General features: G+C 50.0%; 22 protein-coding genes and 2 pseudogenes. 12 read left to right on the top strand and 12 right to left on the bottom strand.

Annotated features, from left to right (window positions below; all coding sequences use genetic code 11):
• The 6 genes and pseudogenes from HV477_RS28630 to HV477_RS23985 form a co-directional block, all read left to right on the top strand.
• Nucleotides 1–232: pseudogene (locus tag HV477_RS28630) on the top strand (transcriptional regulator); the annotation flags it as partial.
• A gap of 211 nt (nucleotides 233–443) precedes the next feature.
• Entirely contained in the window at nucleotides 444–788 is a 345-nt protein-coding gene (locus HV477_RS24005; protein WP_175065493.1) for a hypothetical protein, read from the top strand.
• Between the two features lie 42 nt (nucleotides 789–830).
• A complete protein-coding gene (locus HV477_RS24000) occupies nucleotides 831–1,187 on the top strand; it encodes a PerC family transcriptional regulator (RefSeq protein ID WP_023221909.1) in 357 nt (118 codons plus the stop codon).
• Entirely contained in the window at nucleotides 1,181–1,528 is a 348-nt protein-coding gene (locus HV477_RS23995) for a hypothetical protein (RefSeq protein WP_023221908.1), read from the top strand. The genes HV477_RS24000 and HV477_RS23995 overlap by 7 nt, the downstream gene beginning before the upstream one ends.
• A gap of 122 nt (nucleotides 1,529–1,650) precedes the next feature.
• Complete coding sequence (hha, locus tag HV477_RS23990) at nucleotides 1,651–1,857, top strand: hemolysin expression modulator Hha (RefSeq protein WP_001750852.1); 207 nt, start codon at nucleotides 1,651–1,653, stop codon at nucleotides 1,855–1,857.
• Nucleotides 1,858–1,973: 116 nt separating this feature from the next.
• Nucleotides 1,974–2,801 carry a hypothetical protein gene (locus HV477_RS23985; protein WP_254621710.1) on the top strand — a complete coding sequence of 276 codons (828 nt, stop codon included), beginning with the start codon at nucleotides 1,974–1,976 and terminating at the stop codon, nucleotides 2,799–2,801.
• A gap of 348 nt (nucleotides 2,802–3,149) precedes the next feature.
• Here HV477_RS23985 and HV477_RS23980 read toward each other — a convergent pair whose 3' ends face one another.
• From HV477_RS23980 to rpiB, 8 genes are all read right to left on the bottom strand, one after another.
• The gene (locus HV477_RS23980; RefSeq protein WP_023221906.1) at nucleotides 3,150–3,989 is read right to left on the bottom strand and encodes a sugar phosphate isomerase/epimerase; all 840 of its coding nucleotides are present in this window, start codon (nucleotides 3,987–3,989) and stop codon (nucleotides 3,150–3,152) included.
• A complete protein-coding gene (locus HV477_RS23975; protein WP_023221905.1) occupies nucleotides 3,986–4,933 on the bottom strand; it encodes an amidohydrolase in 948 nt (315 codons plus the stop codon). The genes HV477_RS23980 and HV477_RS23975 overlap by 4 nt, the downstream gene beginning before the upstream one ends.
• Nucleotides 4,915–6,207 (bottom strand): MFS transporter, encoded by a 1,293-nt coding sequence (locus tag HV477_RS23970; RefSeq protein WP_024147632.1) that lies wholly within the window; start codon nucleotides 6,205–6,207, stop codon nucleotides 4,915–4,917. Before HV477_RS23970 ends, HV477_RS23975 begins: the two co-directional genes overlap by 19 nt.
• 91 nt (nucleotides 6,208–6,298) lie before the next feature.
• Nucleotides 6,299–7,336 (bottom strand): 4-hydroxythreonine-4-phosphate dehydrogenase PdxA, encoded by a 1,038-nt coding sequence (locus HV477_RS23965; protein ID WP_175065492.1) that lies wholly within the window; start codon nucleotides 7,334–7,336, stop codon nucleotides 6,299–6,301.
• 9 nt (nucleotides 7,337–7,345) lie between these two features.
• Complete coding sequence (locus HV477_RS23960) at nucleotides 7,346–8,656, bottom strand: MFS transporter (RefSeq protein WP_023221902.1); 1,311 nt, start codon at nucleotides 8,654–8,656, stop codon at nucleotides 7,346–7,348.
• Between the two features lie 142 nt (nucleotides 8,657–8,798).
• On the bottom strand, nucleotides 8,799–10,808 hold the full coding sequence (gene tkt, locus HV477_RS23955; RefSeq protein ID WP_023221901.1) for a transketolase: 2,010 nt from the start codon (nucleotides 10,806–10,808) through the stop codon (nucleotides 8,799–8,801).
• A complete protein-coding gene (tal, locus tag HV477_RS23950; RefSeq protein ID WP_023221900.1) occupies nucleotides 10,795–11,775 on the bottom strand; it encodes a transaldolase in 981 nt (326 codons plus the stop codon). Before tal ends, tkt begins: the two co-directional genes overlap by 14 nt.
• A gap of 12 nt (nucleotides 11,776–11,787) precedes the next feature.
• Complete coding sequence (rpiB, locus tag HV477_RS23945; RefSeq protein WP_023221899.1) at nucleotides 11,788–12,258, bottom strand: ribose 5-phosphate isomerase B; 471 nt, start codon at nucleotides 12,256–12,258, stop codon at nucleotides 11,788–11,790.
• A 316-nt stretch (nucleotides 12,259–12,574) separates the two neighbouring features.
• On the opposite strand from rpiB, the gene HV477_RS23940 reads away from it, so the two are divergent.
• The 3 genes from HV477_RS23940 (at nucleotide 12,575) to HV477_RS23930 (ending at nucleotide 16,176) form a co-directional block, all read left to right on the top strand.
• Nucleotides 12,575–14,332 (top strand): dihydroxyacetone kinase family protein, encoded by a 1,758-nt coding sequence (locus HV477_RS23940; protein WP_079970450.1) that lies wholly within the window; start codon nucleotides 12,575–12,577, stop codon nucleotides 14,330–14,332.
• Nucleotides 14,323–15,084 (top strand): triose-phosphate isomerase family protein, encoded by a 762-nt coding sequence (locus HV477_RS23935; RefSeq protein WP_023221897.1) that lies wholly within the window; start codon nucleotides 14,323–14,325, stop codon nucleotides 15,082–15,084. Before HV477_RS23940 ends, HV477_RS23935 begins: the two co-directional genes overlap by 10 nt.
• 129 nt (nucleotides 15,085–15,213) lie before the next feature.
• Nucleotides 15,214–16,176 carry a sugar-binding transcriptional regulator gene (locus HV477_RS23930; RefSeq protein WP_023221896.1) on the top strand — a complete coding sequence of 321 codons (963 nt, stop codon included), beginning with the start codon at nucleotides 15,214–15,216 and terminating at the stop codon, nucleotides 16,174–16,176.
• A gap of 786 nt (nucleotides 16,177–16,962) precedes the next feature.
• Here the strand turns inward: HV477_RS23930 and HV477_RS23925 are convergent.
• Nucleotides 16,963–17,118 carry a Bor/Iss family lipoprotein gene (locus HV477_RS23925; protein ID WP_309224874.1) on the bottom strand — a complete coding sequence of 52 codons (156 nt, stop codon included), beginning with the start codon at nucleotides 17,116–17,118 and terminating at the stop codon, nucleotides 16,963–16,965.
• An 897-nt stretch (nucleotides 17,119–18,015) separates the two neighbouring features.
• On the opposite strand from HV477_RS23925, the gene HV477_RS23920 reads away from it, so the two are divergent.
• Together HV477_RS23920 and HV477_RS23915 are read left to right on the top strand one after the other, a co-directional pair.
• Complete coding sequence (locus tag HV477_RS23920; protein ID WP_175065491.1) at nucleotides 18,016–18,627, top strand: fimbrial protein; 612 nt, start codon at nucleotides 18,016–18,018, stop codon at nucleotides 18,625–18,627.
• Between the two features lie 183 nt (nucleotides 18,628–18,810).
• Nucleotides 18,811–19,005: a FimD/PapC N-terminal domain-containing protein gene (locus HV477_RS23915; RefSeq protein ID WP_175065490.1), complete on the top strand. Its 195-nt coding sequence runs from the start codon at nucleotides 18,811–18,813 to the stop codon at nucleotides 19,003–19,005.
• A gap of 19 nt (nucleotides 19,006–19,024) precedes the next feature.
• Here HV477_RS23915 and HV477_RS23910 read toward each other — a convergent pair whose 3' ends face one another.
• The 3 genes from HV477_RS23910 to HV477_RS23900 are packed head-to-tail and all read right to left on the bottom strand — an operon-like array spanning nucleotide 19,025 to nucleotide 21,438.
• Complete coding sequence (locus tag HV477_RS23910; protein WP_175065489.1) at nucleotides 19,025–20,644, bottom strand: IS66 family transposase; 1,620 nt, start codon at nucleotides 20,642–20,644, stop codon at nucleotides 19,025–19,027.
• A 30-nt stretch (nucleotides 20,645–20,674) separates the two neighbouring features.
• Nucleotides 20,675–21,025: an IS66 family insertion sequence element accessory protein TnpB gene (gene tnpB, locus HV477_RS23905; RefSeq protein ID WP_175065488.1), complete on the bottom strand. Its 351-nt coding sequence runs from the start codon at nucleotides 21,023–21,025 to the stop codon at nucleotides 20,675–20,677.
• Nucleotides 21,022–21,438, bottom strand: coding sequence for a transposase (locus tag HV477_RS23900; RefSeq protein ID WP_175065487.1), 417 nt, complete (start codon nucleotides 21,436–21,438; stop codon nucleotides 21,022–21,024). Before HV477_RS23900 ends, tnpB begins: the two co-directional genes overlap by 4 nt.
• 85 nt (nucleotides 21,439–21,523) lie before the next feature.
• Here HV477_RS23900 and stdB point away from each other — a divergent pair.
• A pseudogene (gene stdB, locus HV477_RS23895) lies at nucleotides 21,524–23,848 on the top strand (fimbrial outer membrane usher protein StdB); the annotation flags it as partial.
• Between the last annotated feature and the right edge of the window lie 26 nt (nucleotides 23,849–23,874).

The raw sequence follows: 23,874 nt of genomic DNA, 5'->3' as shown, positions 1-23,874 counted from the left end.
GTCAGGGCTGACAAAGATACTGAGCAAAAACGAGAAGCAAATCTGGCAGGACAAAAACAGACTACTGATGAAGCTGGGCATGAAAAATCGGCTGTATGAACTTCTCTACGGCACGCGTTTCTGCCCGGATATGCAGCGGACCGCGTTTATTTCTCCGGCTGAGGCCAGAAAGCTTTGTGGTACAGAAGCGTCTGCAGAATATAAAAATACGAGGGATCCGTTGAGAGTCTGAAGTCTTTAAAGTCAGTAGCCATTATCAAACAAAAGTCTTATTCCGGTTCAGGGGAGTGATAAGGCTGAATTTTTTTTACAAAAAATGTTGTCATACAGGGCAAAAGGGACTTGCTTACCTCAATCTGCCGTAATTACATTCATTAACCTTGCTGTTGATATGGTTTATCTTCAAACTGAAGAATACTACATCTCTGAACGGGGATATCAGGATGCATGGGACGACGGATGCGACCGGTAATAAAGCGCTGGCTTTACTACGGTCATTTACTGATGACATGCGGGAGTGGGGAGTAGTTGTCAGCAGTGAAGAAAAGCTGACGGCGCTGGCCCAGGAATATTTTGCGGATGAACAGAGCTCTCTGGGCGGGCTGCTTCTTTATATTGCATGGTATGGTAGTGGAGAAGGCGTGGTGTTTGAGCGAAACTGTCATGATGATGTTTTTGGCCTGATGACAGTCACCTTTTTCTCTCATCTGATCACTGGATGGGGAATGTCGCCGGTTCATGCACGTTATTTTTACTCTTCAGTCCGCATCCGGGTGAAAGAGGAGTAAGAATAATGTTCCTTATGCCATGAGCCGGGGACGGGGGTAGCTATGGGACAAAAAAGAACCAAAGAAAGTCAGACGGATAAGTGGGCCGGGAAACCTGATGTCTGCGTGATGAGTGATGCTGTGGCGGAGGCGCTGGAGGCTGCTGGGCTTTATCGCCGGGCGGCGAGACGCTGGCTGGAGGTGCTGGACCGGTGTCTGGACTGTGAGGAGCGGGCCTGGCTGGCTACCCGTCGTAGCCAGTGTCTGGAAAAAGCCAGAAAACCTGAACCAAAAGCAGAATATTTAGGCGAAGTGTGTCAGGCTGCGTCTGACACACAAAAAAGGATGGGCATTCGGTCACAGGTAACGTTCAGGAAGTATCCCGCTGCTGGTGACTCCCGTAAAAAGTTTTCATGCTGATTACTGTAGAGCTGTTGATGTCCGATAATCTTCGACGCAGCCTGCTCACTATAGGGGAGCTGGACATCAGCCTTCAGCCCGGGCTTCAGACGGTCATTGAATGTTATACCGAAAGATTCGCCACCATTCCCCCCGGTATGTGGTACCGTTACTACCAAGGACAGCACTGGTTAACCCGCAGTCTTCCGGGGCCGGCTTTTTTTCTGTTCCTCAGTCGCTGGCAGAACGTACCGGAAGTCGGATGCTTTCTGGGGTGCCACGGTCAGTTTGTACTTGCCTCATACAAATCCGTCCGGGAGGCCCACTGCAACGTATGGATAAATCAGCCCGCAGACAGATAGCGAGTGAAGTATCATTCTGCATAATAATCTGTATTATTCTTTCCCGGTTGTTAATCTCAGCAACTACGGGTATAAGTAAAGTGGCTGTTTTATGAACAGGTATCTTCTGGTTAAGGATAATGATGAAAAGTAAATATGAATGGTTGTACCAACTGAGAAAGTGCAGCAATAAAGAAACGCTGGAAAAAGTAGCCGAGTCTAATCGTTATAAACTGTCAACGGATGAACTGGAACATTTTAACTCAGCAGCAGATCATCGTTTGGCCGAGCTGACGATGAACCGTCTGTATGATAAAGTTCCAGCCAGTGTATGGCAGTTCGTTCGTTAGTGCTGAAAACTAATATATTATATCTGACAATAATCAGAAACTATCATCTGAATATATTAAAAATTATAATACGACAGATGTTGACGGCAGTATTGTTACTGTTGCCTGGCCTTGCTATGGCTGATACAGCCCCCCTTTTCTGGCCATTGCGATATGACGAAAGAGGACTCCCATTAACTGATGTCATAATTGACGGCAAAATGCATACGTTAATGCTTGATACAGGCAGCAGTACAGGGGGGCATTTTTATGAACGTGGATTGAACGAACTGGTTTCAGTGTCGGATCCGGGAGCCACAAGGCTGGAAGTCCGTCGATTTATTGATATTTCCGGTAATGAAACCCGGGTTCCTGTATGGAACCTGAATCATTTGATTATTTCAGGAATACGTTTTAATAATATTGAAATAGTCCCCTTTAAGCCCTGGGGTTTGAGTATTGGTAACAAAAAACCTGTCAATGAGGTTATGGGACTTGGTCTCTTCCACGACCGTCGTTTCATGGTTGATTTCAGAAAAAACAGACTGTGGCCGACCTATATTCCGTCTGTATCTGATAAAGATAAATCATACAGATGGTCATCATATCCGGTAGAGAAAACACAATCCGGATTGCTCATTACTGCTTTAGTAGGCGGGATAAAATTAAAATTACTCCTTGATACGGCTACCAGTCATTCAATGTTGTTTGCTGACCGCCTGCCATCAGATACGCTTTTTTCAGGATGTAAAACAGTGGAGCCCGAAGCATCTGATCAGGATTGCAGGGTGACAACATTTAGTCTGAAAGACAATCAAGGAACTAGTCGTAATGAGTCTGCCATTGTCATCAGCGGGAACAGGCCGAATGGACTGGATTTTGATGGTATCCTGGGCATGAATGTTATGCGGGCTCACCTTGTAATTATCGATATTCCCGGGGACATTTTCAGCCTCAGTGATTAGCAAGACAGGAAACCTGTAGAAGGGATTATCGGTGGTCGGGTAATGTAATAACGACACACAGGATCACCAGTAATACCAGATGAATAGCAGGCGGGATATAAGAAAAAATTAGCTATAACTGATACAGTACGATGCGTGTCTGATGACGGTTTAACGGAAAGCCCTTACCTGTGCTGAGTGCTGTTGATTCATGAACAAATTCTTCTGCAGGTTAGTGAGGTACAGGTCTTCACGCTGTGCCGTCCTGACGATAACAATAACACACCACTTCTGATGGGACAGTTCAGTAAAATACTACAATTTATCCTTATGAAGTGGTGGTTATTTTTAAATTCAGTGTCTTAAGGGTTATTCTGAGGTTAGCCACGACTCCAGTGTAAGACGTGATTTCTTTAATATTTCAAGACTGAGATTTACTGGTACTGGTGTTTGCGCACGTACTGGATAACTGTCCATGTTTCGATGCATACGTAATGGAATTTCAAGGCTGCAGGGGATTTTTTTATCTGCTAATGCGTTAAGTAAAGGTGGATAATTGAGAATGCCTTCACCGATAGCTGGAAAGTAATATTCTCCGTTAATGACCTTTACATCTTTAATATGACAATGTGCTGCAGAAGGCAGCATCGCCATGCTTTCAGCTATTGCATCCATTTCAGGACATAGCGAAACCATATTCCCTGCGTCAATATTAAAGGCAAGGGCCGGACTGTTAACTGCGTCTAATAAAGCATAACCATCTTTGGCTGTCTCAAAAACATTATAATTATGATCTCCTCCATTTTCTATACAGATTATGCACTGATTCGCTGCTGCGATATCAGATAACATTTTCAGCCTTTCTATAATTAATTTTTGATCTGCACGACGTCCCAGACAGACTGTGAGTCTTCGGGCACCGATCATTGATGCAAACTTTATCCGTTGGCTAAAGGCATTAATGGCATTATCCGCGGCCAGATCCATTGTGGCACCTAGTGTGTGTGTTGCCAGACGGTGCTTCTCTAGAAGAGAAAGAATTTTATCCGCATGTCGGGCGCTGAACAAATCTGGGCTCAGCTCTCCTACGTAGCCCTGGTTATAGGCCAGCTCCACGTAATGGAAACCCGCTTTAAAAATCGTTGCGAAAGCGATATCAGTATCGTGACCATCAAACATCGCCGTATTAACCCCTACATTTAACCTCATAATTTTTCCTTCAGCGTAACGGGTGCAATGAACGGATATTCCACATTGATGTTATAGATCCGCCGGGCGTTTTCGTAAAAGAGTGCGTTTTGATGTCTGGCAGTCAGATCTTTCACCATTATTTTAAAACCCTGCCACAGAACATCTAGTTTTACACAAAGACTGTCTACTGGAAAATTACTGGCAAACATTGCTCTTTCTGCACCAAAAATGGCAATAGTATCCAGAACGATCTGTCGATTGTTCTCAACATTCCATGGTATTTTTTCTTGTCCCAGCCCTGATATTTTCACCGCTACATTCTCATATTGTGCGACTTTTTCTATCGCCTTTCTCCAGGCAGTTAATCCTTCAACACTGCGATCTGCTGGTAAACCCGTATGATTAAGGATTATTTGTGTCTCAGGAAAGTCCCGAGCCAAAATGGCTGCTTCATCAAGGTGCCACCAGGGGGTTTGTAGATCAAAATGCAAATTATGTTTTTTCAGCAAATCAAACCCTTGACGCCAGCGTTCATCGCTCATTAATGAGCGAACTCCTGATTTTGCTTCATCAGGAGTTATTGCACCACCGGGTTTGTGACGAACGCTCCGGACAAGAGGCCACTGCGCTTGCGCAGCGAGAAGCTCCTCTGCGTTATCATGATGTAGCCAGGCTTGAGCGACAACGGCATTAGGGAACCCGTATTTTTGCGCAACCTGATGAATATACTGAGTTTCTCCGATGGGATCACTCGGGTCCCATTCGGCATCAATATAGACGCTGGCGACAATACGGTGCCTGGCTGCATCAGCAAGGTAATCCGGCGGTAAATAGCGACGCTTAATTGCGTTGTAATCGCCATATCGAAATGGGATCTGAGCATCCTTTGCCAGCCAGGGATGCGGATTGATATCGGGCTCCCAGAAATGCTGGTGAGCATCAATTATTGGGCCGGTATACATGCTTTCTCCTTGGTCAAAGGGAGGGTGGTAAAGAGGCTGCCTGTGATGTAGACCACCGAGCAAGCAGCAAAGAACCACAACACGGCCTGATAACCGCCGTTAGCTTGCAGAATCAGTCCAACGATAATCGGAATGCTAATTCCGCCTATACTGCCGGCCATATTCATCACGCCGCCCATCATGCCGACTTTATCTTTACTGACCAGCAGCGGTGGCAGACTCCAGTAAAGGCTGCCCCACATCAGGAAAAAGGCGGCGATACTCAGTATCGCAACCGCGAGTACTGCATTCGCCAGCGCTGGCAGAGAAAGAAATGCCGCCAGAACAATCGTACCGGAGCAGAGCAGCAACGTTTTAAGGACGATAAACTGCCGATAGCCTGCTTTTACCAGCGCATCCATTAAAATACCGCCACATAGCGAACCCGCGGCACCAGCCATAAAGATGAAGAAGGTGGCGTTGCCGATAGCTATCAAATCAAAGCCTCGTGCCTGGGCCAGGTAATTAGGTCCCCAGGTTAAGAGGCCAAAAAACATCATTGCCCAGGCAGCTCGACCAGTCAGGATACACCACAGGGGGCGTCCTGAGAGGCCAAAGCGACCGTGGTCGCCGGGTTGTTCTGCAACAGAGGCGATGGCGTCGACCTTTAGCTCAATTTGCTGTAATTCACCCTGGTTGACCTTCGGATGTGTCTGCGGGGTGTCGCGAATATAGCGCCAGGCCACCCAGCTCAACACTATGGTGGCGAGTCCTGCGATGGCGAATACCAGACGCCAGGAATTGAGTAGTACCAGCATATGGGCGATGATTAAACCGCCCAGCGCTGCACCAAGCGGTCCACCGCAATCCATAATGACAGCACCACGGCCCCGTTCACGGGTGGAAAGCCAGATAGCGTTCAGCTTCGCTCCCGCCGGGAACAACGGAGCCTCCGCTGCGCCGAGCGCTACGCGGGTAATCAGTAGTGACCACCCGCCGGTTGCCAGTGCCGCCAGCGTCTGAAATGCGCCCCAGAAAAAGGTTGAACCGGTAATGACGCGCCGTGGACCGAAACGATCGATCATCCAGCCGCCGGGAATTTGCAGCAGTGCGTAGGCCCAGAAAAAACTACTGAGAATGATTCCCTGCATGGCGGGAGACAGATCAAACTCATGGGCGATGGTCGGCATACCGATAGACAACGAAACGCGGTCGATAAGATTGACGACGACCAGTAAGAAAATGATGGAAAAGATTTTCCACCTTACCTTGGTTGACTGGGCTGTTTCAGGCATAAGATCACCTTTGTTATAGGGTAAGGGTAACATGTTCCCGTAGCCAGCCCGGCTCGCAGACGAATAGTTGATGCCTGCATACCGGAGATTATCAGGAGTTATCTGGAGTTTTTTCCGTTACCGTTGCGGTTTGCAGGTTGCCGCAGGCCATGCGAATAGCCAATAGTACTGCTTGCCGGAAGGCCGATGGCGTGGCTACATTCTGCCCATACAGATTGTATGCTGTCCCGTGGTTCGCAGTTGTAACAGGTACAGGCAGACCTCCCTGTACGGTTACGCCGCGTTCAAAACCGAGCATTTTCAGGGCTGTGGCGAACTGGTCGTGATACATCGAAACGACCGCATCCAGTTTTTCGGTTTGCATGGCTTTCCATGTGGTGTCGGCAGGATAGGGACCAAACACAGTGATGCCCTTCTGGCGTGCTTTCTCCATTGCCGGACGTATGATGGTCTGCTCTTCGTCACCAAAGAGTCCATTTTCCCCTCCATGTGGGTTAAGCGCCTGAATGGCGATTCGCGGCGTGGTGAATCCTGCCTGACGGAGGGTATTGTGCATAAGGATTATGGTGTCCAGTACGCCGTCAACAGAAAGGTTGGCCACAATATCCCTGAAGGGGATGTGCGAAGTTGCGCGCCCGGCCCAGACGTTGTCAACTACGTTGACTTCGCAGCAGAAAGGCGTCCAGTTCAGTTGATGGGCGAACCAGTGCAGCTCATCCCGGAACTCCAGTCCCCCCATATGCATGGCTTGTTTGTTTAACGGTGCAAAACAGATGGCTTGCGCAAAACCGGATTGAGTCAATTCCAGTGCTTTTTTCAGCGTCTCCAGAATATAAATTCCGCTTTGCTCAGTAGCTTTACCGTATTCAAACGGTGCCGGGTGGCTGCAGCGATGATGAATTAACAGGGCTTCTCCTGCGTTAAGATCTGATGCCTCAGGCAGGGTTACTTCACGATACGGGAACTCCTGACCAGCGATCATCATTCCCTTTTTCAGTTCAGTACGGTCAGCGATGATGATAAAGTGTGCCTGATGAAGCAGGGCATTATCAGACAGCACTTTTGCTACCAGTTCAGGGCCTACGCCGGCAGGGTCGCCGAGCACCATAGCTATGACAGGTAAAGACATAATGTTTCCTCAATGTGCAGATGTTATGGATGATTTATCTTGCGAACGCGTGTTAGTTTTTCGGTTATTTTCCTGTAACGGAATATCCGGGCGCATAAAGAACGTCAGAATGATGCCTACCATTAACAGAACCACAGACCCATAGAAAGGCAGGCTCCAGTTGCCGGTTTTGTCGATGATGATCCCGAACAAAATCGGTGAAATGATGCCTGCGACGGCTGAACCTGCGTTCATCAGGCCACTGGCAATGCCTACATGTTTTGGTGTGATATCCATTGGTACCGCCCAGATAGGCCCTATGGTCAATTCAAGGCAAAAGAATGCCACGGCAAGGCATAGCGTAATCACTGTCATTGAGGTAGACAAAATCACCGGCAGCAGTAGTAACAGAGCGCTGAGAAAACTGAAAATAATGACGTTGCGACGGGCTGCGACGACGTTACCGCTGCGTTTATAAATATAATCGCTCACGATGCCTCCGACGGTATTGCCCACAACACCGGAAAGAAATACGCCGGAAGTAAATAGTGCTGAGGATTTAATATCCATTCCGCGACCATTCATGAAGAAGGTTGGCAACCAGGTAAAAAATAACCATCCGGTCCAGCCGTAGCAGAAATAGACGCCCATGGTCGGCCCCATACGCTTTAATAACGCACCCCATGGAGTCGGCTCTTTTATTTTATCCCTGACTTGCGGGTCGGGTTGGGGATATTGTGCCAGCTCTTCCTGACTTAACTGCGGAAACTGGTGCGGTGTGTCGCGGAACCAGGCGATCCACATCATTAACCAGATGGCAGTCAGTACCCCCAGCGCGATAAATGAGAAGCGCCATGAGTGGGCTAATACCAGCAAGGCCACTAATGACGGAGTAACGGCATTGCCAAAACGTGAGAAAGAGTGAGTTAGCCCCTGAACGAAGCCACGTTTTTCTTTTTTAAACCAGAATGTAATGGCGCGTGCCTGTGATGGTAATGCTGCACCTTCACCAATACCCAGCAGCAGCCGGCTTAAGAAAAGTGAGACGAACCCGCCGACGAATCCCGTACAGATAGTGGCTACGACCCAAATGCTACCACAGATAATAATAGTACGTTTGGCACCGAAGCGGTCGCAAAACCAGCCGCCGATTATCTGGAATACCAGGTAAGTATAGGCAAAAGCAGAGAAAATAATACCCAGTTCGGTATTATCAAGACCGATCTCCTCCTTAATTAATGCCGCTGAGGCAGAAAGGTTTACCCTGTCAACATACATCAGAAAAGAAAGAGCACAAAATAACGCTAGAACCTTTGTGCTTTTATTTTTCATAATATTCATAGGTGTATCCTGCAATATTTTCATTGCGATGTTTCACCAGGCTTCCTTTACCAGGCTGAGGTAAAACTCGCGATTGTTATTTATCAAATGACATTCCATGTTGATTTGATTGTAGAGTGCAGTACATCTTTCATTTTCTTATTTAAATTGTCGTTCCTGAGCTGAGTAACGATCTGGCTTTTCCGACGACATTATCGACAGTGAAGCCATATTCCTCGAACAACTTCTCTGCTGGTGCTGATTCACCAAAAGTGGTCATCCCAACGATAGCGCCGTGGAGGCCAACGTATTTGAACCAGTAATCCGTGATACCGGCTTCTATCGCCACGCGGGCATAAACGGCTTTCGGCAGTACGGATTCACGATAGGCCGTATCCTGCTTGTCGAATGCATCGGTGGACGGCATGGAGACCACGCGCGCCTTCACGCCTTCGGCGGTCAGTTTGTCCCACGCGGCAACCGCCAGTTCCACTTCTGAACCGGTGGAGATGAAGATCAGTTCCGGCTGGCCGGCGCAATCTTTCAGCACATAACCACCGCGGGCCACGTTTGCCAGCTGCTCTGCGGTACGCTCCTGCTGCGTCAGGTTCTGACGGGAGAGGATCAGCGCGGTCGGGCCGTCCTGACGCTCTACGCCATATTTCCACGCAATCGCGGATTCAACCTGGTCACACGGACGCCAGGCGGACATGTTCGGCGTGACGCGCAGGGAAGCGACCTGCTCTACCGGCTGGTGAGTCGGGCCATCTTCACCCAGACCGATGGAGTCGTGGGTGTAGACCATCACCTGACGCTGTTTCATCAGCGCCGCCATACGTACCGCGTTACGCGCATACTCGACGAACATCAGGAAGGTAGAGGTGTACGGCAGGAAACCGCCGTGCAGCGCGATACCGTTGGCAATCGCGGTCATACCGAATTCACGTACGCCGTAATGGATGTAGTTACCGGCGTTGTCTTTGTTGATAGGCTTAGAACCGGACCACAGAGTCAGGTTGGACGGCGCCAGGTCGGCAGAACCGCCGAGGAATTCCGGCAGCAGCGGGCCAAACGCTTCGATGGCATTCTGCGATGCTTTACGGCTGGCGATCTTCGCCGGGTTCGCCTGCAACTTAGCGATGAAATCGTTAGCTTTCGCGTCGAAGTCAGACGGCATTTCGCCTTTCATACGGCGGGTGAATTCGGCCGCTTCCTGCGGGAAGGCTTTCGCGTAGGCGGCAAACTTCTCGTTCCACGCGGCTTCTTTCGCCTGGCCGGCTTCTTTCGCATCCCACTGCGCATAGATGTCAGACGGGATTTCAAACGGAGCGTATTTCCAGCCCAGCACTTCGCGGGTCAGCGCGATTTCAGCGTCGCCCAGCGGCGCGCCGTGGGAATCATGGGTGCCTGCTTTGTTCGGCGAACCGAAGCCGATGATGGTTTTGCACATCAGCAGGGACGGTTTGTCGGTGACCGCGCGCGCTTCTTCTACCGCGCGTTTGATGGCATCAGCGTCGTGACCATCAACGCCGCGAACCACGTGCCAGCCGTAAGCTTCAAAACGCTTAGCGGTGTCATCGGTGAACCAGCCTTCAACGTGGCCATCGATAGAGATGCCGTTGTCATCATAGAACGCCACCAGTTTACCCAGTTTCAGGGTACCAGCCAGTGAGCACACTTCGTGAGAAATGCCTTCCATCATGCAGCCGTCGCCCATGAATGCATAGGTAAAGTGGTCAACAATGTCGTGACCAGGACGGTTAAACTGCGCCGCCAGCGTTTTTTCAGCGATAGCCATACCGACTGCGTTCGCAATACCCTGGCCCAGAGGACCCGTCGTGGTTTCAACACCCGCGGTGTAACCCACTTCCGGGTGGCCCGGGGTTCTGGAGTGCAGCTGACGGAAATTCTGCAGCTCAGACATCGGCAGATCGTAGCCGGTGAGGTGCAGCAGGCTGTAGATCAGCATGGAGCCGTGGCCGTTAGACAGCACGAAGCGGTCACGGTCAGCCCAGGACGGGTTAGACGGGTTGTGGTTCAGGAAATCACGCCACAGGACTTCGGCTATGTCAGCCATACCCATCGGGGCGCCCGGGTGACCGGACTTGGCTTTCTGTACTGCGTCCATACTTAGCGCGCGCAATGCATTGCTTAATGTTTTACGACTGAGCATTGGAGAGCTCCTTATTACGTAATATTTCCTGCAGCATCGCTTCCAGTTTTTCCTGATCGCAGGCAAACATACGAATACCTTCTGCCAGCTTGTCTACTGCCATAGGGTCCTGATTGTGCTGCCAGTAGAATTCAGACTCACTTAACGGGGAGGGCGGTGTGTGGGCTTCAACTGGTGGGGTAAGTGCTCTGACAAGTTCACCCTCCTGATGTGCCAGTGAATCAAGGAGTGGCGGGGAAATTGTCAGACGATCGCATCCTGCCAGTGCGAGTACCTGTTCGACTTTACGAAAGCTGGCTCCCATTATGACAGTGGGGTAACGATGTATTTTATAAAAGTCATAGATTCGTTGAACTGACTGTACGCCAGGGTCCATCTGGGGATCGTCAGTTGTTAACAATCCACGTTCCATATACCAGTCATAAATTCGGCCCACGAAGGGTGATATAAGCCAGACTCGAGCTTCAGCACAGGCGCGAGCCTGTGCAAAAGAGAACAATAGCGTTAAATTGCAGTGGATCCCTTCTTTCTCAAGTTCTTCTGCGGCCTTAATTCCCTGCCACGTGGCTGCGAGCTTAATAAGTATCCTGGAACGACTAATTCCTTGCTCTTCATACAGTCGAATCAACTTGCGTGCTTTCGCAACACACAAACCGCGGTCAAAAGATAATCTGGCATCAACTTCGGTAGAAACTTTACCAGGAACCTGCTGAAGAAGGGCTGCTCCTATATTAACTGCCAGCCAGTCACTGGCGTTAATTAGCTGTGTTTTTTCATTGCCTCCCTGTATGCGGGCCCAGGAGATAGCCTGTTGAAGGAGTGGGCGATAAACAGGTTGCGTTGCTGCTTTCAGAATCAGTGATGGGTTAGTGGTTGCATCTTCCGGTAAGTAATCACGGATAGCGGTGATATCGCCACTGTCCGCAACAACAGTAGTGAAAGCTTTGAGTTGATCAAGCATCGTCATAGTGTATCCCTCCTATTTACTTGCGCTACCAGGGTGTAAAAGTGTTTCGTAATAATCGATACGCTGAATTTTTGGTAAGGAACGTCCTGACTCGAATTCGGCTTCAAGCCAGGTGTCAACCAACATAAGCGCCAGTTCCTGGCCAATAACGCGAGCTCCAATAGTCATTATTTGAGCATTATTGCTTTTGCGTGCGCGGGAAGCGGAGTAAACGTCGTGGCATTGCGCCGCGCGGATACCCGGAACTTTGTTGGCGACAATTGCCATCCCAATCCCGGTTCCACACAGAAGTATGCCGCGTTCGAAAATGCCTTCTTTAATAGATGAAGCAAGGTTAAAGGCAATATCCGGATAAATTTGTTCGTTGTTTTCCACATCGTGACTGAAATCAATAACCTCAATACCTTTATTTTGCAGATGTGCTTTAACCTGATTTTTGAGACAGGTAGCAGCGTCATCTGCGCCTATAGCTACTTTTAACATCATTAATTCCTCATAGACTTAATACCTGCTTTGAACATTTGCTCTGCAATAGTGCATGTGTGTGATGATGTTCGGGGGTAATGTGCTTGCTTGAACAAATGCTCGGCAGTTGATCATGTGTTTATTCATTATTAGCAGGAAATATCTGCTTAAAAAAGCACATTAATAGCGGTATTTTGTAAATTGGTTAAAAATAAGACACTGTTCACATTTTGTTGTAGTGAATATTCTCCCTATTCATATGAACTGTTAGTGTTCATTTGTGATGATGTGCTTATGGCTGCCGGGGAGTCATTCCAACATTCTGGAGAAAAAAATGACCTGGATATTTAATCGACCTTCAGATTTCGCGAAAGAAATGGTGGCGGGATTTGTTAATGCGCATTCTTCTCTGGTGCGCCAGGTTCCGGGAGGCGTAGTACGTAACACGCAAAGTAAACCGGATAGTGTCGCTATCGTGATCGGCGGTGGATCCGGACACTATCCGGCTTTTGCCGGACTGGTAGGGCAAGGCCTTGCGCACGGTGCGGCTATGGGGAATCTCTTTGCTTCACCTTCGGCCCAACAAATATGTTCTGTGGCACGCGCTGCGAATAACGGGGGAGGCGTGTTGTTGGCATTTGGCAATTATGCAGGCGATGTTTTGCACTTTGGGCTGGCTTGCGAAAGGCTACGTGCGGAAGGTATCCCCTGTGAAACAATTGCAGTAACTGATGATATTTCCAGCGCCACGTTGTCGGAAAAAGAAAGGCGTCGTGGTGTGGCCGGTGATCTTGTTGTTTTTAAAGCAGCCTCAGCAGCCGCAGAGAGAGGTGATTCATTAGCGGAGGTACTGGCCGTTGCCCGACAGGCGAATGCCCGGACGCGTTCACTTGGTGTTGCTTTTAGCGGTTGTACCTTACCGGGTTCCGGGCATCCGTTATTTACGGTACCTGAGGGAATGATGGGGTTTGGTATGGGGATCCATGGCGAACCTGGCATCAGCGAAATTCCGGTTCCCTCAGCCGATATGTTGGCCGGGATGCTTACGGAGGCTTTGTTACTGGAGGTACCGCCTGAGGTTACCGCTATCAAAGGGGCCAGAGTGGGAGTAATTATAAATGGCCTTGGTTCAGTGAAATATGAAGAGCTGTTTGTCCTCTGGCATTACATTGAACCTCGCCTTCGTGGGGCCGGGGTCATCGTTGCTGATGTACAAATTGGCGAGTTTGTTACCAGCTTTAATATGGCTGGGATGTCTATGACTCTGGTCTGGTTTGATGAAATGCTTGAGCAGTTGTGGTTTTCTCCTGCCTTTACGCCTGCTTTTAAGAGGGGGGCTGCGATGGAGCATCTGCCGCTGACAGAGAAACAGTGTGATCGGGTGGTTATGCCATTGATGCCACAAGGTAGCCCGGCCTCCAGGGATGCTGCGGAAAAAGTGATGTGCATTTTAAATGCAGTTGCGGAAAAAATAATAGATAGTGCCTGCGAGCTTGGAAGAATCGATGCAATTGCCGGGGACGGAGACCATGGAATCGGTATGGAAAGAGGTGTCCGTGCGGCTCGACGTGCGGCTGAAAAGGCATTACGACAGGGGGCTGGGGTGGGGGCATTGTTGCAATGTGCTGCGGATGCCTGGGCTGATGAAGCGGGTGGAACCTCTGGCGCAATATGGGGGGTTATCCTCAATACGCTGGGAACATCTTTGGGGAATGAAGAATGTCCTGATGCGAAAGGTGTCGCGTATGCCGTGGCACAGGCAAGCGAAGGTGTGATGCATTTCGGGAAGGCGAAACCAGGCGATAAAACGCTGGTTGATGTGCTTCATCCTTTTAGTCAGGCCTTGCTGGAGGCTGCCGAAACTCACACACTATCCGTAGCCTGGCAACTGGCTGCAGGGGTTGCGCAATTAAGTGCTGAAAATACGGCACAGCTGGTTCCGAAAATTGGTCGCGCCAGACCGCTTGCAGAACGTAGCCTGGGTACACCAGACGCCGGAGCCGTTTCTTTGGCAATGGTCGTTATGACGGTGGCAGAATTTATGAAGCAGTCATGCCCGACCTTACAGACTCAGGAGGGCGTATGTCTGTAAATGTGATCGTTGGCATCAGCCATAAAACCTATTTTGGATATCAACAGACTCTGGAATGGTGTCAGAATGTTGCGGACAACCTGAGAAGTAACCAGAAAGCGCATGAAAATATTGAACTTTTCACTTTCCCTGCAATGCCAGCTATTGCTGATGGTATGGCGATTTTCAGAGACAGCGGTATGGCGGTTGGGGCGCAAAATGTCTGTGCTGAGCCTGCTGGAGCGTGGACAGGCGAGACCAGTGCTTCCATGCTAAAGGAGATTGGTTGCCGTTATGTCGAAATTGGACATGCTGAACGCCGGCGTCATTTTGGTGAGACCACAGGGATAATAAACCGGAAGCTTAATATGGCGTTTGATTGTGGGTTAATTCCTGTAATTTGTATCGGTGAAGAGTCAGAAATGGTGATGGAAGAGGCTGCAGCTTTCGCGAAAGCCCAGGTTAATGAGTTGCTTGCGCATCGAAAAGAACCACTGCCACCTCTAATCTTTGCGTGGGAACCCCAGTGGGCGATTGGCGCCCCTGAACCGGCAAGCGATGAATATATACGTTATGTTTGCAGCTCCGTTCGTTCCTGGCTTCAGAAACGTTTTGGAAAACAGTGCAGGGTTATATACGGCGGAAGTGCAGGCCCCGGTTTACTTGGACGTTTGTGGCCGGATGTGGACGGGATTTTTCTTGGCCGGTTTGCACATCAGCCATCTGCGCTGGAGGCAATTATTGAGGAAGCCCGGGAAATAGTCCGACAATAATGTAAAATTACGCCTTTTAAGCAGGTTTTCGCGTAATACGTTGCGAAAACCTGTGGGTATGGCCGGTGGGCATTTGGTTTGCGTATGTTTGCCCACGAAATGAAATACAGTGCTGGAGAAAAGCGTTAAATGGACAAGCCCATAGTGTCACAGGAATATGAGTTACTTACTGAGATTGCTGTAGCTTATTACTGTGATGAGATAACCCAGGAAGAGATAGCGAATAAATTTGGCCTTTCCCGTATAAAGGTAGGGCGTCTGCTGAAACGGGCGAAAGAGGAAGGGATAGTGGAAATTAACGTCCGTTATCACCCCGTGTTCAGCACACAACTGGAAAAACAACTTAAAGAACGTTTTCCCGTCAGTCGTGCTTTGATTGCCCTGGACCATCATGACGAAGAAGAACAGCGTCGTCAGGTTGCATCTCTTGTGTCGGCGTACTTAAATAATGTCCTTAAGGATAATGTTGTTGTGGCGGTCGGACAGGGCAGAAATGTGGCCTCGGTGGCGGAGTCTTCAGGGGTAATTCAGGGACGCGACTGTCGTTTTATTTGTGGCATTGGAGGTACTCATCGTCCCGGAGATGTCATCAATGCTGACCATATCAGTAGACTACTGGCTAAAAAGTTTGGCGGCAGCAGTGAATCATTGTATGCACCTGCCTATGTTGAAAACATACAACTAAAGGAACTACTGCTACAAAATGGTACGATAAAAGAGACGCTTGATCGTGCACGAAAAGCGGATATTGCGCTGGTGGGGATAGGCGATATGAATGAAGAAAGTTATATGGTGAAACTGGGATGGTTTACACCTCACGAGATTAATGATGCGAGTCTTAATCAGGGAGTTATTGGCGATATTGCCGGCTATGATTTCTTTAACGCACGTGGTGAGCACGTAAATACAGTAATGGATAATAGAGTTATTGGTTTGAGTGTTGAAGAGTTGCGTCAGATCCCCTGTGTTATTGCTATTGCTTCTGAGAACACTAAGGCTATGGCGATTATGGGAGCATTGCGTACCGGTGCAATAGATATTATTGCTACAAGTGCAAGAAATATTAGAACTATTTTGAGTTTGAGTCAGTGATTATTCAGAGTTGGGCGACATCTCGCCCAGACTCATGTAGAGGGTAGTTTAGTCGGATGTTCTGACAAAAAGGTATCTGTACTGACTGACAATGATACACTTCATCTGATCAAGTTCACCGTGTGCCAGTATCAGTCTGATGATTTATTGGGGCAACTGTTATCAAAGAAGATAAAGGCTTAGTCATTCGACCAGTTAACAATAACCGAGTTATTATTAATCTTTACCTTGTTTAAATTGTAGTGTACGACTGAAATCGCAGTCAGAAAGTAATATAATGTCGTTGCTCTTTATAATGAGACCTTTTGTGGCAAGACATTTATTACTTTGCTTTACGTATATCATTCTACTATTAGTCATCCAGCGTTGATTATCATTGCCTGTGCAGGAATTCAGCATGTCACGTCGTTATGACTGCAGCGTTGTCACAACCCTGAATCAGCGCTGACGCAAGTGCTGGCGGCAGGGGGCGTGCCAAAGGGCTTTGTTCTGCACCTGCCACGACCACAACCGCCAGTGTAGACAATTTTCCACCAAAGAACTCTTGTCTGGTGCTGGTCGTAACACTCTTGATATCAGCACCGACATTGTCAGCGACCTGGCGAAACTAAGGTATCTGCAGCACTACATCAAAACTCAGTGCATAAAGTTGTTAATCATTGGCACTTACCGGAAGGGCAGACATCAGAATTTGCCGGAGTAACGCCCCAGTATGAACCACCAGGGCCAGCGCACGCTGTAAGCAAAAGAGCTGAAGCTAAAATAAGATATTTCATGTCGGTATACTCATAGATCATAAGGTAAAAGCCAGCCAGAATACGGGCTGGAAAAAATTTGTTTCGCACAATATACACGAGTTTCAAAGGGATAGTATATCCAGAAAATGACAACGCTCTGAGTCCCGTTTACAAAGGTATGCTGGGTTTCAGTTTTCGCTGCGATGCGCCCGGACAGAACGGTTGCTGTTCTGGGACGGGACGATATACAGGTTTCCGATATTCCGATGGATGATACACCAAACTACCTGACCGTTGCGCCTGATAGCAGCGTTTATCGGGCGCCATGTTAATCGTGGCCTGATATCATTATTTGTCCCTTGCTGTCCATGCAATGAAGATTAGATCACACATCAACAGCTCTTCAGAACTGCACTGCCTGCTTCAATTGCCACAGCACCTGGGTGCTTTATAGCGGGCGTTTGTGCCTGTGCCTGCTGCGTGCGTTAGATCACATTCCAAAAAAATCATCTTATTTACATGATGACTGCTTATCATCTTCACTCTGGCTTCGGAAGTAAAAAGATATATGTTCTGATTAATATGAATTTGCAGGCATTAAATATTGAGTCGATCATTTTAATAATGATTAATTCACATTTAAAACCATATAAACACTTATTGTAAAGAATTAAATATTTACACTAATCGTCAGAAAGACACTGAAAAGCGCCTCTCATTTTATAACTTATAATCAAATCTCAGGATGTTTCATCACATCTCTTAACTGCCTGTCAGTACTCAGTTTCCTTGCTTATAATTAGTTTGCAAAACAACTATTTCTATGATTATTCTTAATTATCGAGTTAATTCATCGATCTTATCGATCTGTTTTATTTGTTTTAATCGTATTGAGACTTTTCCTATAACTACTTCCGACATAAGCCGTGACACCCGAACTTCAGCCACCCGGGTTCAGTTTCAGACTTTAATATTCAGCTAATTCTGTTAAATGGTGGTTCCTGATTTCCCTCTGCACGGAATGATTCTTATTTCTTCATCTGCTTACGGTTTATGTCCGTACGACTCTTTGTTTATTCAGATTTAAAAGGACATATTTACTATGCGCAATAAATTATTATTAGCCATGGCAGTAACCGGCATGATGTACGGAGTTTCTGCCTATGCTGTTGATGACCCCACGCCTCCTGCTAAATTCGGTTCAGGCACTGTCACCTTCAGGGGCACCATCACAAATGCTCCATGCGATATTGCCACAGGCGATGACGACCTGCATGTGGACTTCGGACAGGTGTCCTACAGATCCCTGAAAACCCACGATGCCGCTGATGACGCACATGCAAAAAACTTCACTATCCATCTGCAGAACTGTGAATTTGATAAAGGTAGTGCCCCACAAGGTGGGGGAACAGCACCAGATCTGATGTCCAAAGTACAGATTGCCTTTTCCGGCACCCCGGCAGCTGACAGTAAAAAAGCTTTTGTCAGTGCCACTGACCGAAATCTCGGCGTTCAGCTAGCAGACGCCAAAGGTGTCATCATTACCCCTTCTGCCGCACCTGATTTCGATACAGCGGGTGACCCTGTTCAGTTGAATCCGGGTGACACCCCGCTGGTTTACACCGCAAAACTGATAAATGTGGGAACAACGGATGGTTTAGTTAAACCCGGGGCTTTCACTATTCCCGTCAATTATACCCTGAAATACCAGTAAGTTAAATTTTCCGGCCAGTAATACAAAGCCGTCCACGAAAGGAGTCGGGCGGCTTTATCTGCTACTTCCGGGTGAACCGCTCCGGTTTGATGGGATAGGGACCGTCTCCCGGAAACCCGGTGCGGTTTACGACGGTGCTCCTGAAGGTCTCTGACACGGACGACAATGCTGATATATCACACTATGAAACCAGGCAAACTCGCCATACTGACAGCCCTGACTCTGACCACCCCGGCCGCGCTGGCAACTGCGTTTGACGCCAGCCTGCTCAGTACCAGTGACCCGGCCGGGGCTGACCTGTCGGCATTCAGCCGGGAGGGCTATGTCGCACCCGGTAACTATATGCTCGATATCTGGCTGAATAACCGTAAGCGATAAGTGAACGCCGTATTGACGGTTATTTCGTTGGCAGATCCACGTTCCAGGGCAACAGTTCGCTGACCCGATTGGCCGACCACTCTGGAAGAAGCGACAGGATATGCCGCAGGTAGGCTTCCGGATTTATCCCGTTCAGTTTGCATGTCTCGATCAGGCTGTACACCATCGCACCTCTGTCACCACCATGATCATTACCGAAGAACAGCCAGTTCTTTTTCCCCAGGCAGACGGAACGGAGGGCTCGTTCGGCGGCGTTATTATCGATCTCCGCCAGTCCATCTTCACAGAAGTAAGCCAGCGCTTCTTTGCGGTTCAGAAGATACCAGAACGCTGCGGGCAGTCTGTCTTTTCGCGAGGCGCCAGCCACCTTTTCCTCCATCCAGTCGTATAACTCCAGCAGAAGAGGTTTGCTTCTGCTCTGTCTTACCCTGAGTCGTTCCGCTTCCGGGAGACCGCGTATTTCTTTCTCTATGGCATACAGCTCACCGATACGCGACAGTGCCTCTTCGGCTATGACCGAGGTTCGTGATGGTTCCCAGACGTCGTTGATCCCTCTGCGGGCATGCGCCATACAGGCGGCTTCCGTTAACGGACCACCTTTACGATCTGCACTGAACAACGCTTCATAACCAGCGTATCCGTCACACTGAAGCACTCCATGGAAGTGACGCAGATGATTGTGGGTATGTTTACCGCTCCAGTCCGGCGAGTAGGCGTACCAGACTGCCGGCGGATCTGATGATCCGGCGTCCCGATCATCACGCACATAGACCCATATATGCCCCTTTTTGGTTTTTTTCGTTCCCGGTGCCAGAACTTTCACTGGGGTGTCATCCACGTGAACTTTACGTCCACTCATCACATACTGGTAAAGCGCATCCACCACCGCACTGAGCAGGCGGCAACAGGCATCAACCCAGTTAGAGAGCAGTACCCGGCTCAGCACCACGCCATGCTGGCGCTCCAGAATTTCGGACAGGCGATAAAGAGGTGTGTGTTCGCAGAACTTCGCCGTCATAACCCGGGCCAGCAGACCCGGACCGGCGATCCCTCTCTCGATCGGACGTGACGGAGCAGGGGCCTCCACGATACAGTCACATTTTGTACAGGCCTTTTTTACCCGTACCGTGCGGATCACTTTCATCGCGCTGGTCAGCAGTTCCAGTTGTTCTGCACTGACCTCACCCAGGAACTCCAGCTCTCCGCCACATCCAGGACAACAGGTTTCGGCAGGCTCCAGTCGGTTTATTTCTCGGGGAAGGTGTTCCGGGAACGGGCGACGATGCCGCGATTGCCTTAGTTGGCGGGGAACCTGTGGATCTGCTTCCCGCCCGCTCTTACGGTCGCTTTCGTTCTCCTGTTGCTTAAGCAGGGCTTCGGCTTCTTCAACCTGTCGGCGAAGTTTTTCTGAACGGGTACCGAACAACATCCGGCGCAGTTTTTCCAACTGGGCACGAAGACGCTCGATTTCGCGTTCACCTTCTTCAACTTTTTCTTCGGCACGGGCGAGCGCTGTGCGCAGGAAGGCCTCCGTCTCTTCGATAAGACGGAGCTGAGTATCTTTCTGACGTAGCTCCTCAGCCTGCTGGATGAGCAGTCTCTCAAGTTCAGCAAGACGGGCGGGAAGTGGTTTATTCATTCCCGCCTTATAATATTTTCAGCCTGTAAATTACAACATTTTCAGGATATTGCGGCGGGAAGTTTTTGGCTGACGCCAGTCCAGCCTGTCAAGCAGCAGGGTGAGTTGTGAGCGGGTCAGGACAATCTTTCCATCTCTGGCAGCAGGCCAGATGAAGTGCCCTTCCTCCAGTCGCTTTACATACAGGTTCATGCCGTCGTTATCGGCCCAGAGCACCTTTACCATATCGCCTTTCCGGCCCCGGAAGATAAAGATATGGCCGGAGTGGGGGTTTTCATTCAGTACAGACTGTACCTGCTCACCCAGTCCGTTGAAGGATTTACGCATATCCGTCACACCGGCAACCAGCCAGATACGACATTCTGATGGCAGATTCATCACTTTCCTGTCCTCCCGGTCAGTTCGCGGAGCAGTACTGCCAGTAGTTCTGATGACGGTTTTTCCAGCGTCATTTTACCGTAACGGAACTCCACGCAGCAGGAAGCTGCATTCAGCACAGGTAACAGTTCCGGCTCTGTTTTTAATTCGCCTGATGGTGTCGTGTCAGATATCACCTCAACAGGAAGCAACGTCGGTGGTGTTGAAGTGTTTATGGTTGCAGGGAGACGACGTGATACGCGACCTTCCTTCTGCCAGAGCCGTAGCCATTTGAAGATAACGTTGTCGTTGATGCCGTTTTCACGGGCGATCTGCGCAATGCAGGCATCAGGGCGGGAAGCAAGTTCAACTATACGAAGTTTGAAGTCGTTCGAGTAAATTTTACGGGGTTCTTTTCGCCAGGATTGAGATTCCATACTTAGATGTCCGTCTGTACAGGTGGACGTCTAAGTTACCAGCACTGGCTTAAAGGCTACATACGGCGGCCAGTTTACGCTTACGAATAACCAGTCTGTCCGGGAGCAATATTCAGTCAGGGTGGTGCCGTATGATGACAGTGGCGATTCGGTCATCTGTGTGACGCCAGCCATGGTGGATATGCTGGGTCTGAAGGATGATATTGTCCGTGGACTGAAAGCTGTTCCCGGCACGGAAAGCAACGTGAGTGGCGGGCATTGTCTTAACCTGAACACCAGGGACAGTAAGGTACAGTACAGCGCTGAAAAACAGCGCCTGACCTTTGTTATTCCTCAGGCCTGGATGGAGTACAGAGACCCGGACTGGGTGCCGCCTTCCCGCTGGAGTGATGGTGTCGCCGGGGCGGTGCTGGACTATAATCTCTCGGCAAACCGGTATATGCCGCATCATGGTGACACCTCCACCAGTTACAGCCTGTACGGCACTGCCGGATTTAACCTCGGTGCCTGGCGTCTTCGCAGTGATTACCAGTACAGCCGCTATGACAGTGGTAACGGGAATGCGCAGTCTGATTTTTACCTGCCACAGACTTATCTGTTCCGACCGCTGCCGTCGCTGCGTTCAAAGCTGACGCTCGGCCAGACATATCTCAGTTCCGCCATTTTTGACTCCTTCCGCTTCGCCGGTATCACCCTGGCCAGCGATGAGCGGATGCTGCCGTCCTCCCTGCAGGGCTACGCCCCGCAAATCAGCGGCATTGCGAACAGTAACGCGCAGGTCACCGTCAGTCAGAACGGCCGCGTTCTGTACCAGACCCGGGTTTCCCCCGGTCCCTTTATCCTGCCGGACCTGAGCCAGAACATCAGCGGTAACCTCGATGTCAGCGTCCGGGAAAGCGACGGGACGGTTCACACCTGGCAGGTCAACACCGCCAGCGTACCCTTTATGGCCCGTCAGGGACAGGTCCGCTATAAGGTGGCGGCCGGCCGCCCGCTGTACGGCGGACGCTATAACAACAACACGGTCAGTCCTGATTTTCTGCTGGGGGAGGCCACCTGGGGCGCATTCAATAACACCTCCCTGTACGGCGGGGTCATTGCCTCCACCGGCGACTACCGGTCTGCTGCCCTGGGGATTGCGGAAAACCTGGGCATACTGGGAGCCCTGTCCGCTGACGTCACCCGCTCAGATGCCCGTCTGCCGAAGGGACAGAACCAGTCCGGCTACAGTTACCGGATTAACTATGCCAAAACGTTTGATAAAACCGGCAGCACGCTAGCCTTTGTCGGTTACCGGTTTTCCGATCGTCACTACCTTTCCCTGCCGGAGTATCTGCAGCGCCGGTCGGCGGAGAGCGGTGATTTCTGGCATGAAAAACAGAGCTACACCATCACATACAGTCAGTCCATTCCGCAACTGAACATGAGTGCTGCGTTGTCGGTCAGCCGGCTGAATTACTGGAATGCAGCATCGAACAACAACTATATGCTCAGTCTGAATAAATCCTTCAGTCTCGGCAGTATCCGGGGCATTTCAGCCTCCGTTTCTCTCGCCCGCAATCAGTATACCGGGGGAGGAACGCAGAACCAGGTGTATGCCTCATTTAGTGTCCCGTGGGGTGACAGCCGGCAGGTCAGCTACAGCATGCAGAAGGATAACCGGGGCAGCATGCAGCAGTACATGAACTTCAGCGATTTCCACAGCCCCGATACAAGCTGGAATATCAGCGCCGGTCACAGCCGGAGTGAAACCGGCAGCAACAGCACCTTCAGCGGCGGTATCCGGAGCAGCCTGCCGTGGGGACAGGTCAGTGCAGACGCGTCATTACAACCGGGGCAGTACCGCAGCCTGGGCCTGAACTGGTACGGTTCGGCCACCGCCACGTCCCACGGTGCCGCCTTCAGTCAGTCAATGGCCGGGAATGAACCCCGCATGATGATAGACACCGGCGACATCTCCGGTGTACCGGTCTCCGGAGGCAGCGGCCTGACTAACCGCTTTGGCCTTGCGGTGGTAAGGAGCGGCGGAAGCTACCGGCACAGCGATATTTCAGTCGACGTCGCCAGCCTGCCGGAGGATGTGGAAGTCAGCGACTCTGTCATCACCCAGGTACTGACGGAAGGAGCCATCGGTTACCGGCAAATTGGTGCCGTCCGTGGAGAGCAGGTGCTCGGGAGCCTGCGGCTGGCCGACGGTAAAGCCCCGCCGTTCGGTGCACTGGTGGTATCGGAACGCACCGGCCACACGCTGGGTATGGTGGGTGATGACGGGCGGACGTATCTGGCGGGTATCAGCGGGGAAGACCGTCAGGCACTGACCGTGTCGTGGAACGGCCGGGTACAGTGCCGTCTGGACCTTCCGGAGAAGGTGACGCTCAGCCAGGGGCCGCTTCTGCTGCCCTGCAGGTAACAGAACCGGTGACATTTAAACGGAGA

Origin of the sequence: Salmonella sp. SG203, assembly GCF_013350575.1 — a bacterium.
Lineage (GTDB): Bacteria > Pseudomonadota > Gammaproteobacteria > Enterobacterales > Enterobacteriaceae > Salmonella > Salmonella enterica.
This window is presented reverse-complemented; position numbering and strand designations above follow the sequence as displayed.

Bases quoted from the DNA above. Each gene is read 5' to 3' on its own strand.
- HV477_RS23930 (WP_023221896.1), top strand. From the start codon at position 15,214: ATGGACAAGCCCATAGTGTCACAGGAATATGAGTTACTTACTGAGATT.
- hha (WP_001750852.1), top strand. From the start codon at position 1,651: ATGAAAAGTAAATATGAATGGTTGTACCAACTGAGAAAGTGCAGCAAT.
- HV477_RS23910 (WP_175065489.1), bottom strand. From the start codon at position 20,644: ATGAATAAACCACTTCCCGCCCGTCTTGCTGAACTTGAGAGACTGCTC.
- HV477_RS23975 (WP_023221905.1), bottom strand. From the start codon at position 4,933: ATGTATACCGGCCCAATAATTGATGCTCACCAGCATTTCTGGGAGCCC.
- HV477_RS23985 (WP_254621710.1), top strand. From the start codon at position 1,974: ATGGCTGATACAGCCCCCCTTTTCTGGCCATTGCGATATGACGAAAGA.
- HV477_RS23900 (WP_175065487.1), bottom strand. From the start codon at position 21,438: ATGGAATCTCAATCCTGGCGAAAAGAACCCCGTAAAATTTACTCGAAC.
- tal (WP_023221900.1), bottom strand. From the start codon at position 11,775: ATGACGATGCTTGATCAACTCAAAGCTTTCACTACTGTTGTTGCGGAC.
- HV477_RS23980 (WP_023221906.1), bottom strand. From the start codon at position 3,989: ATGAGGTTAAATGTAGGGGTTAATACGGCGATGTTTGATGGTCACGAT.
- HV477_RS23970 (WP_024147632.1), bottom strand. From the start codon at position 6,207: ATGCCTGAAACAGCCCAGTCAACCAAGGTAAGGTGGAAAATCTTTTCC.
- HV477_RS24005 (WP_175065493.1), top strand. From the start codon at position 444: ATGCATGGGACGACGGATGCGACCGGTAATAAAGCGCTGGCTTTACTA.
- HV477_RS24000 (WP_023221909.1), top strand. From the start codon at position 831: ATGGGACAAAAAAGAACCAAAGAAAGTCAGACGGATAAGTGGGCCGGG.
- tkt (WP_023221901.1), bottom strand. From the start codon at position 10,808: ATGCTCAGTCGTAAAACATTAAGCAATGCATTGCGCGCGCTAAGTATG.
- rpiB (WP_023221899.1), bottom strand. From the start codon at position 12,258: ATGTTAAAAGTAGCTATAGGCGCAGATGACGCTGCTACCTGTCTCAAA.
- HV477_RS23940 (WP_079970450.1), top strand. From the start codon at position 12,575: ATGACCTGGATATTTAATCGACCTTCAGATTTCGCGAAAGAAATGGTG.
- HV477_RS23960 (WP_023221902.1), bottom strand. From the start codon at position 8,656: ATGAATATTATGAAAAATAAAAGCACAAAGGTTCTAGCGTTATTTTGT.
- HV477_RS23915 (WP_175065490.1), top strand. From the start codon at position 18,811: ATGAAACCAGGCAAACTCGCCATACTGACAGCCCTGACTCTGACCACC.
- HV477_RS23995 (WP_023221908.1), top strand. From the start codon at position 1,181: ATGCTGATTACTGTAGAGCTGTTGATGTCCGATAATCTTCGACGCAGC.
- HV477_RS23920 (WP_175065491.1), top strand. From the start codon at position 18,016: ATGCGCAATAAATTATTATTAGCCATGGCAGTAACCGGCATGATGTAC.
- HV477_RS23965 (WP_175065492.1), bottom strand. From the start codon at position 7,336: ATGTCTTTACCTGTCATAGCTATGGTGCTCGGCGACCCTGCCGGCGTA.
- HV477_RS23935 (WP_023221897.1), top strand. From the start codon at position 14,323: ATGTCTGTAAATGTGATCGTTGGCATCAGCCATAAAACCTATTTTGGA.